The organism is Desulfogranum marinum, from assembly GCF_963675105.2.
In the GTDB taxonomy this organism is placed as follows: Bacteria; Desulfobacterota; Desulfobulbia; order Desulfobulbales; family Desulfobulbaceae; genus Desulfogranum; species Desulfogranum marinum.
Map to the genome: position 1 here is coordinate 2337501 of NZ_CAXXRO010000004.1, position 16621 is coordinate 2354121.

At 47.1% G+C, this 16621-nt stretch carries 11 protein-coding genes; 3 read left to right on the top strand and 8 right to left on the bottom strand.

Annotation, left to right across the window (positions count from 1 at the left end; genetic code table 11):
- Window positions 1-15: 15 nt before the first annotated feature.
- From ACHZCY_RS19045 to ACHZCY_RS19055, 3 genes are all read right to left on the bottom strand, one after another.
- Complete coding sequence (locus tag ACHZCY_RS19045) at window positions 16-1752, bottom strand: ShlB/FhaC/HecB family hemolysin secretion/activation protein (protein WP_319550011.1); 1737 nt, start codon at window positions 1750-1752, stop codon at window positions 16-18.
- A gap of 483 nt (window positions 1753-2235) precedes the next feature.
- Complete coding sequence (locus tag ACHZCY_RS19050; protein ID WP_319550012.1) at window positions 2236-3129, bottom strand: hypothetical protein; 894 nt, start codon at window positions 3127-3129, stop codon at window positions 2236-2238.
- A gap of 550 nt (window positions 3130-3679) precedes the next feature.
- Complete coding sequence (locus ACHZCY_RS19055; RefSeq protein ID WP_205221002.1) at window positions 3680-4660, bottom strand: arsenic resistance protein; 981 nt, start codon at window positions 4658-4660, stop codon at window positions 3680-3682.
- 445 nt (window positions 4661-5105) lie between these two features.
- On the opposite strand from ACHZCY_RS19055, the gene ACHZCY_RS19060 reads away from it, so the two are divergent.
- Together ACHZCY_RS19060 and ACHZCY_RS19065 are read left to right on the top strand one after the other, a co-directional pair.
- A complete protein-coding gene (locus tag ACHZCY_RS19060) occupies window positions 5106-5378 on the top strand; it encodes a DUF4242 domain-containing protein (protein WP_205221003.1) in 273 nt (90 codons plus the stop codon).
- 609 nt (window positions 5379-5987) lie between these two features.
- On the top strand, window positions 5988-6350 hold the full coding sequence (locus ACHZCY_RS19065; protein WP_205221004.1) for a hypothetical protein: 363 nt from the start codon (window positions 5988-5990) through the stop codon (window positions 6348-6350).
- Window positions 6351-6514: 164 nt separating this feature from the next.
- Here ACHZCY_RS19065 and yccS read toward each other — a convergent pair whose 3' ends face one another.
- Window positions 6515-8656 carry a YccS family putative transporter gene (yccS, locus tag ACHZCY_RS19070; RefSeq protein WP_319550013.1) on the bottom strand — a complete coding sequence of 714 codons (2142 nt, stop codon included), beginning with the start codon at window positions 8654-8656 and terminating at the stop codon, window positions 6515-6517.
- 577 nt (window positions 8657-9233) lie between these two features.
- Here yccS and ACHZCY_RS19075 point away from each other — a divergent pair.
- Window positions 9234-11201 (top strand): aminotransferase class I/II-fold pyridoxal phosphate-dependent enzyme, encoded by a 1968-nt coding sequence (locus tag ACHZCY_RS19075; RefSeq protein ID WP_319550014.1) that lies wholly within the window; start codon window positions 9234-9236, stop codon window positions 11199-11201.
- A gap of 69 nt (window positions 11202-11270) precedes the next feature.
- On the opposite strand, the gene tsaA is transcribed toward ACHZCY_RS19075, so the two are convergent.
- The 4 genes from tsaA to ACHZCY_RS19095 are packed head-to-tail and all read right to left on the bottom strand — an operon-like array spanning window position 11271 to window position 16606.
- The gene (tsaA, locus tag ACHZCY_RS19080) at window positions 11271-11756 is read right to left on the bottom strand and encodes a tRNA (N6-threonylcarbamoyladenosine(37)-N6)-methyltransferase TrmO (protein ID WP_319550015.1); all 486 of its coding nucleotides are present in this window, start codon (window positions 11754-11756) and stop codon (window positions 11271-11273) included.
- A 34-nt stretch (window positions 11757-11790) separates the two neighbouring features.
- On the bottom strand, window positions 11791-12426 hold the full coding sequence (locus ACHZCY_RS19085) for a LysE family translocator (RefSeq protein WP_319550016.1): 636 nt from the start codon (window positions 12424-12426) through the stop codon (window positions 11791-11793).
- A gap of 26 nt (window positions 12427-12452) precedes the next feature.
- Entirely contained in the window at window positions 12453-15674 is a 3222-nt protein-coding gene (locus ACHZCY_RS19090; protein WP_319550017.1) for an efflux RND transporter permease subunit, read from the bottom strand.
- Complete coding sequence (locus tag ACHZCY_RS19095; protein ID WP_319550018.1) at window positions 15671-16606, bottom strand: efflux RND transporter periplasmic adaptor subunit; 936 nt, start codon at window positions 16604-16606, stop codon at window positions 15671-15673. The genes ACHZCY_RS19090 and ACHZCY_RS19095 overlap by 4 nt, the downstream gene beginning before the upstream one ends.
- Between the last annotated feature and the right edge of the window lie 15 nt (window positions 16607-16621).

A 16621-nucleotide genomic window follows, 5' to 3' on the forward strand; every position in this document is an offset into this window, starting at 1 on the left:
TCCACTCAGGTTAATCTAGAAGTAAAAAATAGCATTCACCCAGAATCGATAGTCACTATCGGAGTCATCCCTTGCTGTACCAGTATCAGGATCTCGAACATTGTTATCGCCTATCTGGTTAGCAAATACCATACGTAAAACCATAGTGTCGGTCCAAGTCTGCGTCAATCCAAGGCCAACCGATTGTAAGGTTATATCGTTGGTTATGATGTCATTATCCTGCTGCCAGCCTTCCCACGGATCATGATAGATATTAATCCAGCCGCAACTGTAAAAGGCATTTAATTGCAGGCTCCCTCCCCATGGTAGGTTAAAAAAATCATAGCGCAGGTCACCGTAAAAGAGTGCACCATCATCACCGCTTGCTTCGCCAGTGGGATATCCTGGTACACTATATGGCCCACCAAGATAAAACTTTTGTGATGTATCAAGGTTCTTGTTTGATATCTGTCCTGAAAGTGCAACATAGGAGGAAAAATTGCCGTAGAGATGCTGCAGTCTTGAGATGCCCAGATTGATTTTGGCAAAACCGCCCGCGGTCTCTGCAGTGCTGGCATCAAAAGCTTTGTAGTTGTCACTGCCATCAAGATTGACATCGCCTATGGTCAAATAAGCATTGAAGTAGGTTACTCCATTTGCAAGAAAATGGTCATCGTGGTCTCCAGAGATTCTGAAGACACCACTATTGATAACTCTATTGGCCAGAGTGCCTCTCACGTCCTTATCTGTCAGTTCCGTGAAAAAATAACTGGCGTCCCCAAAAACATTAAAGTGGCGAGTACGAATAAAAGGATATTTAAGGTATGCTCGCCCTGAATATGCGTATCCCCTGGCGTCAATTGGTTCAAATTCGTGATTGAGCTTATACTGGAGATAATCAGCCGATGCACCAAATCTCAGATCATAATTCATAATCGGAACAGCTACATCTATGTAGCCGTAATTGCTGTACTGCCCTGTTGTTACAAAACGAAACGCCACCTCTTCCCCATGTCTGGTAGGGCTATGCAAATAAAGCGTTGTGCCAAACCTGTTTTCTCCAGTGTAGTAATCTCCAAAATTATCGTAATCCACATTGCCGTTAAATCGGTCTTCGTCTTCAATCTGCATCAAAAAATTTGCAGTCCCTACTTCACGCCCTGGAAAAATAATTGATTTTGCACTAATTCCCGGAAAATCATTAACAAGAAGTATAGCTCGCTCATAGTCTTCGGTCTTCATGACACCAGGTTCAAGCGTATTGGTTAAAATCTTTTTAATAATTTCACTGCGGACATGTTGTTCACTGTTAATCAACTCGATACCATCTTCCTCTAGGTTACCTTCATATACATGCAAGGTTATTACTCCTTGAGAAAAGCTGTGCGGAGGTAAATAAACCTTCGCAGCAAAAAAGCCTTTTTCCCGGTAATATTTCATAAGGGCATTAGCTGCTTCATGAATCTGAGTCGTAGTTAAATTCTGATGTATGTATGGATCGAGTAGTGCATGGATTTCATCCTGTGAAAGGTGCTCACTACCAACGACATGAAATCCTTTGACATAGACAGCATGGGTGTCATCAAATTTCGGTTTTTTCTCTTTTTCCTTAATTTCCACCTCTGGGGCTGTTCTTTTATCTTTTTGAAGGGTTCTTAGGGAATCATCTCTGAATTGACGAAATAAAGAACCAGAGTCAGGAAAAGGCGCGGCATGAAGACTTGATAAACAGAAAAAAAGAATAATGGAGCAGATTAAAGATATACTTCTCATGAAAGAATCCTAATTAAATGGATCAATGAAATGATTTATAACCGAATATTGTGTAATTGTATCTTATACAAAATACAGTAAACAAAAAAAAAATTATATAATACAAATCAAGTCAAGGAAGGTACTGGCGATAATGTTGCAGCGTCGAAGACTCGGCCATTCTACCAGCACCTCTACTTCACTTATCCTATTCAGGTCGCCTTCGCAAGAGAGCATTGCGCTTAAAATTGCCAAATCGGAGATCAAGAATTTGGCAATATGTCTCAACTCAATATTTTTCCTGTGTATCCACAGTCCAAGATTATTCATGAACATCGCTGAGATTGTCGGGCATTATCTTTTTCCAGGAATAATTTTGTTAGTCATGATCTATAGGAGAAATCTTGACTTTAGAAAAAACAACTTCCGGAGACATTGTATAGACGACGTGAGTCAAGCAAAGACCTGACCATGTCCTTTGTTCACTCTGACACTGATAATAGATCAATCCTTGAAGGTGAATCGCTCATTAATGTCCTGAATGTAAGCAACTTCCCTTCCTGGACCTCTTTTTACATCTTCTTTCTCAATATACCGATTCATCGTCCAGGCTGTTACTTGCCCGACAATCACTACACCCGAGGCAAACATTGAGCCTAATGGGCCAGCAAAATAACTTCCTGCTACCCCGGCCATTGTTGCTACACCAGCCTGCTTATAGTTTAAAACATAGGTAATTGCATTTTGGACAGTTGAAAAGCCGTGTTTCGTTAAAGCCCACTCATAATCCTCCAATTTTTGGCCAATTATATCGCTTGCTTCTTGGATAGAAGATGCACTCAAGCTTTCCTTAAGCCATAATCGGAGGTCACGATATTTTCGTATCGATTCCTCATCTTTCCTGAAATCTAATATTTGCGTCCAACTAGCCTTACTATCGTTAATTATTTTTATATTATTCAGCGCTGCTTCAACTCCCAGTTCTGTTCCGTTATTGAACTCCTTTACGAAGCTAGAGTACAATGCAAATGATGGGGTAACACCAACGCCTTCAATTCGATAACTCTTCGAAACTGCACGCTTGAATATATACGAGATGGGAGCAGGCCGATCTCCTTGTTTACGAGCAAGCCAATATAACATATCAGAGGTTTTCCTAGTTCCTGGAGGAAACTGTTTAGCGGCTAATCTTACGGCTCCTTCTTCTAATATTTTTTGAAAATGACGTTCGGCAGATTTAAAACCAAATGTAACACTCGCTGGTATATTCAGGTTTTCATGAATCCCTGGGCTCACATAGATACGGTCGTATAACAACGAAGCTTTTTTATAAAACTCTGTTTCACATACAGTGCAGGAATCACCTGGATTAGGATATCTATCCGATGAGTATTTCATTTTTAGCTCACCCAGAAATGAATTTTTCGACCACCTTTCTTGCTTGTTCTTTAAGTAATTCAACCTTGAAAAAAGGTCAGATCTTTGCTTGATGCACCTTGCCTGTATAATGTCCCCAGAAGTTAATTTTCATAAAGTCAACATCTTTCCACTAGATATTGACTGTCCTGTTGTCAGAAAAGGCTAAGAATGACCTGAAGCAATTGCAATCTCAAATGGAATTTTTGTGACGTATCCATGTGAGACGAACTGTTGTGTCACCATCCTACACTTGTGTGGTAAGAACAATGGGTTACATGGTACTTCTCTCGCTTGCTAATTTCAAATAAATAATAAAAATATCAGCTGGTTGGAAAAAGACGGTTGGCAGTTGATTTACTTGTCATACTCAGCCGGATTAGAGGGCCTGTCTCTCGTTTGCTGGTTGCGTGGGGGGAACCGAATTTCTTGAGGATTTTGATAGCAAGAAGCGACTGTAGCCACAAAGTTACCAGTAACAGCAAGTTCGTGTTTGCTGTTACTGACGAACTTTTGATCAGTTAGCGCATGCCTATTCTTTGGCAGGGCCGAAAACGCGATCAGTAAACTGGACATACCAGGCAGCAGACTGGACCTGGATAATGTAGGAAACCGCAATAACCAGGGCCGCGTTGGCACCGGCCTCGCCAAAGGCATTGATCGCAATCGCCAGGGCGATGGAGAGGTTGCGCATCACGGTTCCGTAGACCAGGGCTATACCGTCTTCTCGGCTGAAAAAGAATTTTGCAATAAAGGTGGAAAGGGAGAAGTTGAGCAGGTAGATCAACAGCAGCGGCATAAAAATAAGCAGCAGCAGCGAAGGCTCGCTCAAGATGGTTCGTGCTTTGAGCGCCATGGCTACAAAAACGATGCCCAATACGCCGACCGTGGAGAGGGCAGGGAAGCGCGGAGCAATGTTTTGCTTAAAACCTTGGGGCGTATATTTTTTGAGCAGATATTGGCGGGTGGCAAACCCCAGGGCCATGGGCAGGAAAACGATAAAAAGAATTTGTTTGATCACCATCATGATATTGACATCCACTTCCGCTCCTAACAGAGCAAGCACATAAAAGGGCGTGGCAATGGAACCTAAGGTGAGGCCGATGATGGTCATATTGATGGCTGCTCCCATGTTCCCCTTGGCAAAACCGGTCCAGGAGATGGTCATGCCGCTGGTGGGGAGGAGCGCGGCCAGTAAAAGCCCAAGGGCCAGATAGGGTTGGTCAGCAAAAAAGAGGCGCCCGAGTGCGTAGGCAACAAAAGGGATGATGGCAAAATTAATAATCTGGGTCACCAGCTGTAGTTTGACGTTCTTCAACCCATGGAGGAGGTGGTTGATATTTAAGGTGACCATCATCGGATAAACCATGAGAAAGGTAAGCGGCATGATCAGGCTTTTAAGGCCAACAGTTAGGCCGGGATCGGTAACACTGCCGAATAGAAACCCGGCAACGAGCATGATCGGGATGGCCTTGATAAGATTTTTATGGACCTTGAACAGTGCTTTCCACATAGTGACTCCATGTATGAGCCCGTTGATTTACTGTCTTTTTGCCCAATCTCTTCGTTATGCTGAAAAAATAATCCTCGGAATATCAAATATATGCCTGTGGTTATTTTTTCAGCATGCCTTGATCTTGAACGAAAACCCTAGTAAATCAACAGACTCATGTATTACTTGAGAGGGATTATTAAGTGAACATATGCACAATTAATTCCAGGGGTGCCTGTTGTCAAGCAATGTTTAACAGGAAGGCTACCTATCCAAAATAGAGAAAAATTGGAGACTGATGAGAAATTCGGGCTGATAGGCATTGTGGAGGAAGGCGTTTCTGTGTACATAGAAACGAGGTTCGTGTCGAAATCTTTTTCGATGGGCATGGGTATTTTTCCGGTACCCGTTATGCCGCCTATAATAAAAAATGAATAGTTCTATTCATAACAACGAGGATGTTTGCATGCCAAAATACATAATTGAACGTGAAATCCCCGGAGCCGGGAATTTAACTGCTGAGGAATTAAAGTCTATCTCTCAGACATCGTGTGGGGTGTTACAGGAAATGGGCCCAAAGATCCAGTGGGTTCAGAGTTATGTAACCGATGATAAGGTGTATTGCGTCTATATTGCACCGGATGAAGCCTCCGTACGCAAACATGCTGAGCAGGGCGGTTTTCCAGCCAACAGCGTCGCTGCTGTGCATACAATGATTGACCCCACCACTGCAGAATAATTCCATGGCGTAAGCCATTTTGTTCTCCCTGCAAGGGCACCTTTTTCATAGAAAGGTGCCTTTTTTTAGGGACGTATATTTCCCCTCAACTCTCTTGCAGCGCGATTGAATCAAAGAGACCTCTGGCCATGGGGACTTTGATCCCTCCCTGCACAGCCGTTAAATCGTCCATTTTTTAGTTGCACTCTTCCACCCGGACTTGAAATAGCAGCCATGGACGTTCTCTGCATTGGAAAACGGGTAACCTGATTGCTTCCTCTCCTTCACTGTTTATATTTTGATGGCGTCGTAAAAAGTTCGATCTACGGTGTTACAGGTTTTACCCGAGGCTTTGACATACCATATGTATAGTCAAAGCCTCGAGCGAAACACTGCGCCTTGTATATCAAACTTTTGTACTTAGCCGTCTTTAGTGAGTGATGGACTTTTTACGAGTCCATCATATTTTAGATTATAATAAATGATTGCCATTTAACCCGATCTCTCGGAGTCATGGCTTACCTGAGCTCGAACTAACTTGCTAATAATCCAAAATATCCTTAATGTCTATAGACATCGTAGAAGCACATCTTTTCGAACTGATTCGATAACAGAAAAGGGAGGAACGGTATGAGCACACAACTATCTTTCACCAAGGTGGAAAAGAAATTACTGCCTAAATTTCGGGAGAATATTAACACCGCCGAGTCCACTGAAGATGTGAAGAAGTTTTTCAGCTATACTATACAGGATTTGCTCGCTGAGGTTTTTTCAGGCAAGCACTCTCCTGCCTACGATGATGCTGTTTTGGAATGCGGCAAAGAACCCTGTTTTAGCCTCAGTAGAGCTGTTCGCAGCCTGGAAGATTACGACCATACTTGGGATAATTCCGATCTTTCCCACATTATTGAGCGATTTGCAGTCATTGCTGAACGTCGTCACAACCATCTGGAGAAAAATCCGGAAAAAACGGAATCTAAAATACGAAACTAATTGTTTAATGGGTCAGGGCAATTAACCCTCGTCATTTTTCATTTCACTCTGACCCATTAAATGAAGGTTGGTTCTAATTTTGATAACCCCACTCAGCCAGTTGGTTCTAAGCATGTTCGCTTCGATGTAAATTTGACAGTTTTGCTACTGTCATCCGCCAACGTTTACTCCCTGGGGGACGTAAACCCATTGGCTAATTTGAGTAATTGTTCGGTAACATCGGCAATATTGTAGAGCGATGTAAATTGTTGTTTTGGAATAGGCTGGCTGGATCCACGTATGCTATGGCGTATTTGTTTTAATATATTGATTATCCGAGTATTTCCCAAAGTTTTTCCAGTGGTTATGGATAGGCTGGTTTTCTGTAATTCCCCAACTATATCATTTGCCAGGTGAGCTATCTCGGGAGAGAGCGCTGTGTGTTGATCACGGTGCACGCCAAAAGCGGAGATGTAAGCAAGTAAAGCGTGGTTGAGATAGGTTAAAGTAAAAGCCTGCTGCCTGAATTGTTGTCTGTTGCGAGGCTCAAACTGCATGTCCTGCCAGGCACGTACCAATGCGTTATCAGCACGATGGGCCTCTCTGCGGGCGATCCGATATGGCAGATCATCTTCTCCTGTTGATTGAAGGTATTCTTCTAAAATGGCTTGGAAGTAGGACGTGTTTTTTGAAATTGCCTCTGCAATAAGAGCAGGCAATCGTTTGTACTGCCAATTGGGCCAAAGAAGACGTACGGAAATAATCGCGAGAGCCGAACCTATAAGCGTATCAATTAATCTGGGTAACATGATGGACGACGAACCTTTACCTGCCAGTAAATTGAATGCACACAGCACAAAAATAGTTATGAACATTACGGAAACAGAATAATTGCGGAGCTGCCAGAGAGAAAAAGCATAAGTTGAAACTAACAAAAGGAGCAGCTGTCCCTGAATAGTCGGCAAAATTTGGATAATGAGCACCCCACCTACTACGCCGAGAATGGTACCTAAAATACGTTGATACAATCGTTGCCGGGTAGCACTATAGGTTGGCTGGCAAACAAATAGAGTCGTTAGAATGATCCATTCCCCCTTGGCAATAGCAAAAACTTCAGAAATAGTAAATCCAACCAGGAAACAGAGACCCAGTCTAAAGGCATGGTGCAGGCGCGGATTTTGCCAGTCAAGCAGTTCTTTTGCTCGCAGCATAAGTGAGCGATTATCTTTTCTCAGTTTCGGTGTCAGCAGGCGTTGGCTGTCTTCATGTAAATTTTGCAGGGAAAGGTGGGAGCGAGAAAGGTTTCGAACTATCATCGCCACTGGTTGGTCAGGGGCAATGTCATGTTTTTTTAACTGATCGTTTAAAGCATCAACCATCCAACCCAGTGAGATCGGATGGATGTAGGTTTTACCGGCAAGTAAGCTTTCGGCGAATTTTTTAGAGGCATGTGAATACTGGAGCAGCGTGTGACCTATCCCTTCCAGCAAAACCCGGTTGGCTTGGTCACTGCTGAGAAGATCGTATCGTTCATGGCTTGATGCCGCTCTTTCGTGAAGGTTTTGCAGCAGCATGAAATACCTCATGTAAGGCTGTAAGACCGTCTTATCATCAATGGAATCCCCATAGCTGTTCAGCACTTCTTTGCAGCCATCCAAGGCACCGACTACCTGCACATTTAAAAGGGCTAACTGGTTACGAATTTCTCCCTGTTTATTTTTATCACTTGGAAAAAGGCCGGCTTTAACCTCAAGGTATGTAGCAAGGGCGCCAAATCCGCGGGCCAAATGCTCATCGAGTGCACGCCAGGGATTTAAGTAGAGCAAGTACAATGAAAATAAACCATAGAACAGGGCACCCGCAGGTAAAAGAATAGGCTGCCAATACCAGGCAGGGCTCAGTGTGATAGTGAGCATAGTGTAGAGTCCGATCAGTTGGGCGCCAAAGGTTACGCCACGATACCGTTCTCCGAGGCTGCCAATAAGTACGAAGGCAATGGTGGAGGCAAAGAGACCACATCCCAGTAAAATTGGATATGGACGGAGCAGTTCTACCGACAGGCTTGATATGGCAAAGCAGATGACTTTGAGGGCCAGTGATTTCATCCGTCCTTTCGGATGGTCATCGGTTTCTGAAAGAGCTCCGGCCAAGGCCCCTAGAGCGAGGGTTATTGCGAAAAACGACTCACCCAGCAAGACGAAAGGTGCCGTCAGCACGCCTATGGCTATTGTGACCTTGATTGCCCTAAGCCGGTCAGGGGAGGTAAGGAAATAATGAGTGAGCGATTTTTGCCACGAAAATATCTGTTGTTTTAAAGAAGTGCTCATTGGGTTGATAATTCATACTTGTTGGAGTTTGGGGAACTGGTATAGCTAACCTGTTTTTCCAGCCTTTTATTGTTCCTGTTCAGCCAGTAACAAAGAATCACGCTTTACCCTCGATCTTGGACCTGTCTTAGAGGTTGGAAAATACGTTGGTCCTCACTACGAACAGATACCCTGAGCCATGATTACAATCCTTGGGTTAACCGTAATACAGTACACAGGTGGATTGCGGTTTACCAATAGAAGCAATTCTTAATCCATTTTTTACTGTCAATGGTATATTGTTAATAAAATCAGCTTGTTACAATCTGGTAGGCGCAGGCAATATGAAGAGCGGCAGTACATTTATGTTGGTTTATGTAAAATTATGTAGGTTTCGGGTAAACTGTTCAGCTGTACTCCACCCCCCTTGTTGCAGGTGTCATACTTCTTTACCCAATGCAAGCGATGCTGCTGGAAACGTATCTGTCCTGTGGGGTATAGATAGGTTCAGCCGTTGAAATGTTTGCATTAACCAGATAGTATCAGAACTGGGGACACATAAGGTTATTTCCGTTCAACAAAGAGGTGCTCTCTGTCTATGAATTTCCTATCGAAAACACCACCGTCCGAACAATTTGAGCTTTCACCCATCAAGGCTATGGAGCTTGCGGCTTCCCGTGTGCCTGATATGGTTTCCCTGGCACAGGGGATACCGAGTTTTCGTACTCCTGAACGGGTTATCGGTTTTGCCCAGGAAAAGATCGCCGCCGGCCTTTGCGATAAGTATTCCCTTACCACCGGTCTCACCGAGTTACGGGAGGAGATCGCGTTGTCCCTGGAGACAGAAGGGTTGTCGTATGATCCGGAGCAGGAGATTTTGGTCACAGCAGGTTCCATCGAGGGGATTACCGCTACCATGCTTGCCTTTACCTCGCCCGGTGACGAGGTGCTGCTGCCAAGTCCTTCGTATGCCTCTTACCTGGGTGCCATATCCATTGCCGGTTGTGTGCCTCGCTATGTGGAGTTGGATGAGGAGAATAATTTTGATTTTCAGGTAGAGAAGATTAAGCAGGGGATAACCAAAAAAACAAAGTTGCTCCTTTACTGCAGCCCTAACAACCCAACAGGGACATTATTTTCCCAGGAAAAGACCAGGGAGTTGGTGGAGATTTGCAGGCAGCATAATCTGACCATCCTCATTGATGAGGTGTATAAAGATTTCTACTATGTAGATGAACCACATTTCTCCGCCACCCAGATTCCCGAAGCCAGGGGGATGATTGTCCGCGCCTGTTCTTTCTCCAAGGCCTATGCCATGACCGGGTGGCGGGTAGGTTTTGTTCATGCCGATAAAGACAGGATCAGCCGTATTGTTAAATTTCATGATGCCATGGTTACCTGTGCTCCTGTACCGGCACAGTATGCTGCCATTGGTGCTTTACGCTATGGGGCTGAATTTTTAGAAGAGTTCCGGGTGGAGTTCAAGAAAAGGCGCAACTATTGTATTTCCAGGCTGGATGAACTCTCCCAGGTGATGGACTATCAATTGCCCAAAGCGACCTATTTTGTTTTTCCCCGCATAAAGGATATTGTGGAATATGCTGGAGACAGCCACCGGCTTGCCTATGATATCCTGGATAAAGTAAAAGTGGCCACTGTGCCGGGAGTGGCTTTTGGCCCTTCAGGCGAATCCCACCTCCGTATTAATTTCGGACGGGAGATGTCGGATTTGGAGGAGGGCTTTGACAGATTGGAGCAGTATTTTTTCCATCGTCAGCCCAGGCAGCGGCCACGCAAAGTAGTTGCTGAGCAGGCAAGGGTAATCACGCCGCTGCCAGGCAAGGCTGGGACCAGTCCTTCTTGGTCCGGAAAAGGAGCGCGGCTGATGCTCGCCCATGCCAGTCGCCGGTATCTCAAGCGTAACCCGGCGCTGGTGATCGGCATTACCGGCATCAAGGGCAAGACCACGATTAAGCGAACGCTGGTTGAACTCCTTGGTATCTGCCATCACACCAGAGGGGCTCAACTCTCGTACAATACCGAAGTGGGGTTGCCGCTTTCTATCCTGGGCTTGAAAAACCCAAAGACGGTATCTGAAAAAATAGGTTTTCCCCTGTTGCTGACAAAGCAAGCCTTATGGGGGCGGGAGACCGCAGAGGTCCTTATTTTGGAATACGGGATTCGCTCACTCAAAGATGCCGAAATACTACTTAATATTGCCGTACCGGACTGGCTCATTATCAGCGGGGTAGAGGCTGATCCGCATCTTGATTATAAGGCGATTTGTAAGGGGATAAAGTATATCGCTGCCTCTCTGGAACCGGAAAAATTGCTCTGCATCGGCGATGATCATTTTGTGAGCAGCATGGAGCCGGTGCAGCAATCACCGCATGTGCTTCACGATAACCAGTTGGCTGACGGCCAGCTTTCTACCTCGAAAAATAACTATGCTTGTGGCCGAGAAATTGTGGGCACCAACGCTGCCAGAGCGTTGATTGCAGCAGTGACCATGGCTGAATTACTCTCTACACCTGCAGAGAGTATCCGGAGCTTTCTTCAAGGCTGAGCAGAACAGGCACCTTTTTTTAAGGTGCCTGTCCATGCCATTTTTCTAGTTGTTACGATACGATTGAGATTAGAGAAAACGATTATCCGAGCGTCTGGCGGCAATCGTTTCTTCGTCTGCTTTCATCCATCCGGATGTACTTTGTTCTACTGAATCAAAATTATGGATGTAGGGTTTGAGGTCCAGCAAAGGGGTTTGGTCGACCGTATCAATGCCGGTGACATGGAGGATATTGTCGTCGATGCTGGTTAGCTGGACAATGGAGATACCAATATGATTAGGACGCAACGGGGAACGAGTCGAAAAGACGCCGCGAGGAACCGTATCCATAAAGGGCGTGACGGTCAATTCGGTACGCTGGGCCAGATGAAATTGGTAGAGTAAGTAGAGGTGACTGAAGCCTTCCAGGTCTTTTAGGCCTTCGGAAAACTGTGGATAAACCTCTATCTTCCCTCGTATTTGAGCCGCTCCCTTTGGTTGGATAGGGGCGTTTTTCGGTGAGTCGATGGGGGTGTGAATAATGCCGATGGGAGCAATGGTGTTTATGGTGTCCATAGGTAGCGGAAATGGTTGGAGTTGTAAGGGGTAACTAGTTTTTGGATAGTGCCAGCTGTACACCAAATCCTATGAAAACCAATCCTGTAATTTTCTGGAGGCCCAGTTGCACCGCGTTGTTCTTTCGTAAGTAGCTGGTGGTTCGGGCGGCACTGCAGGCAAGAAAGCAGCACCAGAGTGTTCCTGTGGTTACAAAGGTTGCACCCAGGATAAGAAAGGGCAGCGGGCCGTACGGAGAGTCAGTGCTGATAAACTGAGGCAGGAAAGCCAGGAAAAACAGGGCAACTTTGGGGTTGAGCAGGTTGGTAAGGATTCCCTGACAATAAATTTTTCGTAGCGAATTGTGTGGGTGAGCAGCTTTTTTATCTTGTGGGGTAACAGCAGGCGGTGCCTTGAGCAGCACGCAACCCAGGTAGGCCAGGTAGAAGGCACCGGCAAGCTTGACCGTAAAAAACAGGGTTGCCGAGGTGGTAAGGATGACCGAAAGCCCCAGGGCTGCAAAAAGAGTATGGCAGACTGCGCCGCTGCAGACACCCAGCGCTGAGACGACACCAGCTTTTGTGCCCTGGCTGATGCTGCGGCTTATAATGTAAAAAGTATCGGTTCCAGGGGCGATGTTAAGCAGGACCCCGGCCATTATAAATCCGGGGTAATTATTGATTCCAAACACAATGTTGCCTTTAATATAAGCTGGTTTCAGATAGTTTTCGATTTAACCATATAGTAGAGCACCGGTACCGCCATCCGACTGATCAGCAGTGAGGCTATTTCGCCGAACATGAGCGAGATGGCAAGTCCCTGGAAGATCGGATCTGCCAGGATAACAGAGGCACCGACAACAACTGCCAGCGCGGTGAGCAGCATGGGGCGGAACCGGATCGCTCCTGCTTCCACCACGGCTTCAGCCAGGGGGAGCCCATGGCTGATACGCAGCTCAATAAAATCGACCAGGATAATCGAGTTACGGACTACGATTCCTGCCCCTGCCATGAACCCGATCATAGAGGTGGCTGTAAAAAACGCATCAAATCCCCAGTGGGCAGGCAGGATGCCGATAAGTGAGAACGGGATAGCAGCCATCACCACCAGCGGCGTAATATAGTCCTTGAACCAGCCGACCATGAGCATGTAGATAAGCACCATTACCACGCAAAAAGCAAGGCCCAAATCACGGAACACCTCCAGGGTGATATGCCATTCACCGTCCCACTTGATGGCTGGTTCGGTTTCCAGAAAAGGCTGCTTGAGGTTATAAAGCCGGACATTGCCGTCAAGACCGCCAAAGTCTTGTGCCTGTAACTCTTTAAGTCGGTTGTTCATTTTTAAAATAGGGTAGACCGGGCTTTCTGCAGCCCCGGCCACATCACCGGTTACATAAATGACCGGGCGCAGGTTTTTTCGGTAAATCGGCTGATCAACCGGCGCCTTGCCGACGCTCACCAATTCTCGAAGAGGGATAAGCGGCGCGCTGGGATTGGTTGCCGATCGGATGGCGATGTTTAATAGGGTGTCGATTCTTGCCCGTTGTGACTTCGGCAACTGGAGGATTATGTTGATTTCTTCCTTGTCGCGGGGTTGGTGAAAGAGGTCCACAGATGTTCCTTTAAGTCCAATCTGTACCGCATGGGTGATATCAGCCTCAGAAATACCATGCAGTGCCGCTTTTTCCTTATCCACCGTGAGGATGGTTTTTTCCCGCTCCTTTTCCCGGTACCAGTCAATATCCACCACACCGTCTGTGGATGCGAAAATACCTTTGACCTCGGCTGCCAACTGTTGCCTATCGTGTGCTGTCGGTCCGTAGATTTCAGCCACCAGCGTCTGTAAAACGGGCGGGCCGGGCGGTACTTCAGCCACGGCAACAGCTGCATCATATTTTGCGGCAATGGCGGCAATGGCTGGGCGAATCCGTTTGGCAATATCATGACTCTGGAGATCGCGGTCATGTTTGGGGAGCAGGTTGACTTGAATGTCGGCTACGGCAGGGCCGGAGCGCATGAAATAGTGGCGGACCAATCCGTTAAAGTTATAAGGGGAAGCCGTTCCTGTATATATCTGATAGTTCACTACTTCCGGTTCTCTGCCGATAACTTCGGCCATTTCCATTGCTGCCCTGGCTGTCTGTTCCAGGGTACCGCCTTCCGGCATGTCGAGGATAATCTGGAACTCGGATTTGTTGTCAAAGGGGAGCATCTTGACCTTGACCATGCCCACATAGACCATGGCAAACGAGCCACCCAGCAGGCTGAGAATGGATACAAAAAAGACCATCCTCCACAGTGTGCTTGCAAGCAACGGATCCATGATTCGGTGATAGAGCCGGGTGAAAAAATCGTCGGGCGCATGGTCGGGGTCGTTGTCGGCCCCTTCTTTGGTAGCCTTGTGGCGTTTGAGTACGCGGATGGATGCCCAAGGGGTTACTGTAAAAGCGATCAGCAGTGAAAAGATCATTGCTGCTGAGGCGCCGACGGGGATAGGTCGCATGTAGGGCCCCATCAGGCCGCCGACAAAGGCCATGGGGAGAATAGCGGCAATCACCGCCCAGGTAGCAAGAATAGTGGGATTGCCGACTTCAATCACTGCGGCAATGGCAATATCCTTGAAAGAGAGATTTTTACTTTCCGGCAGGCGCATATGGCGAACAATGTTTTCCACCACCACAATCGCATCGTCAACCAGGATACCAATGGAAAAAATAAGGGCAAAAAGGGTTATCCGGTTCAGGGTATACCCATAGAGATAGAACAGGAGCAAGGTGAGGGAAAGCGTTGACGGGATGGCAAGCATAACGATAATGGATTCCCGCCAGCCAAGGAAAAAGAGAATGAGTACGGCAACTCCGAATACGGCAATACCCATATGGAGTAGCAGTTCATTGGATTTTTCTGCAGCGGTTTCTCCGTAATCACGGGTGACCGTGACGCTGATGTCCTCCGGAATGACGCTGCCTTTGAGGCTTTCCACTTTTTCCAGCACGGTCTCTACCACGTGGACAGCATTTGCTCCCGGGCGCTTGGCAACCGACAGTGTGACTGCCGCCTCTGGTTCACCCTGATTCTTACTGCCGAAAAGAACATAGGACGTAGGTTCTTCCGGGCCGTCGATGATCTGGGCTACTTCATCCAGATAGACCGGCTTACCACCATGGACACCGATCACGATTCTGCCGATGGTTTTTACAGAATCCAGAAAAGTGCCGGTTTGGAGCAGCATTTCATTGTTCATCGATTGCAGGGTGCCGGAGTAGGACTGTCGATTGGCCTGTTGCAGGTGAGCGATAAGCTGCTGGGGGGTGATATTGCGGGCGGCAAGCAGCAGCGGATCAAAAAGAACCCGTACCTGTCTGCGTGTTCCTCCAATAAGGGTGGTTTCAGCTACTTCAAAGATATTTTTAATGGTGTCGTCCACTTCTGCTGCTAATCTGCGCAGGGTGTAGTGGTCGTAGGTGCTCGAATGAAAAGTGAGCGCCAGGATCGGCACATCATCAATGGTATGTGGTTTAATCAGTGGTTGGGAAACGCCGTGGGGGATGCGGTCGAAATTGGTCTGCAGCTTTTGGTTGAGGCGGACGATCGAATCCTCGAGGTTTTCACCCACATAAAAACGGGCGACCAGCAGGGATTGGCCCGGCATGGAGGTCGAATAGATATACTCCACTCCGGGAAGCTCATAGAGCAGTTTTTCCATGGGGATGGAAAGTCGTTGCTCCACCTCCTTGGCACTTGCTCCCGGCATGGAGACCATGACATCGATCATGGGTACTTTGATCTGTGGTTCTTCCTCTCTGGGGAGAAAGGTAAGGGCAAGCATGCCAAGTAAGAGGGAGGCACCGATGCCGATGACCGTCAACTTGGAGTTGATAAAGGCTGCTGCAAGGCGACCGGCAAAGCCTTGGTCTTGGGTGTGTTCAGCATTCATGGGCGTATCTGCAGGGGCTGACCGTTGATGAGAAGAGTATTGTTGCTGGTAATGACCTGTTCTTCCGGCTCAAGGCCACTGAGTATTTCAACCATACCGTCATGATGCATACCTGTACGGACAAGTCGCAACCTGGCGCTCGAATTTTCCACGACAAAGACCCGGTCAAGCTGGCCCTTGGGAACGACAGCCGATTGAGGAATAAAAAGGCTTTGCCGTTCTTTGCCGGGCAGCATGACCCTTGCAAACTGACCGGTACGCAGGTTGCTATTGGGCTTGAGGTCAATGGTGACCGCTGCTGTTCTGGAGGCAGGGTCTGCTGAGGGAGCAACCTCGGCAACGACCCCTTCAGTAAGAATACCTGCTGAAGGGACGGTGAGTTGTAACTTGGCGCCCGGCTTAATACTGAGTACCAGGCTTTCCGGGACTGCTGTAACCACCTGCAGGTTTTGATCGTTTTCGATGTGGAGCAAAGTGGCACCGGGTGTTGCAAGATCGCCGGGATGAGCCGCCTTTCTTGTGACCACGCCATCAAAGGGTGCGCTGATGGTAGTGTAGCCGAGCATGGTTTGCACTTCTTGGTAACCAGCCCGGGCAACATTATACATGTCCTGCATGGATTTGACGGTTTCTGCAGTGGTGGCATGCTTTTTCAGTAAGTTTTGTTCCCGATCCAGGTTGCGTTCAGCCTGTTTAAGCTGAGCTTCAGACCGGCGCAACTGCGCTGTGATTTCTTCGGCGCTGATTTTGACCAGCAGGTCTCCTTTTTGAACGCGCGAACCAAGCACAACCGGCACGTCTGTGATCGTCCCGGTCACCTTGGCCGCAATTGCCGCTCGTTCGACGGCCTGGATAGTACCGACCACCTCGATAAGGGCGGGAATATTTCGTTTTGCGGCATATGCTGTTGTTACTGTTACAGGGTCTGTCATTTGCTTCTCTTCCGC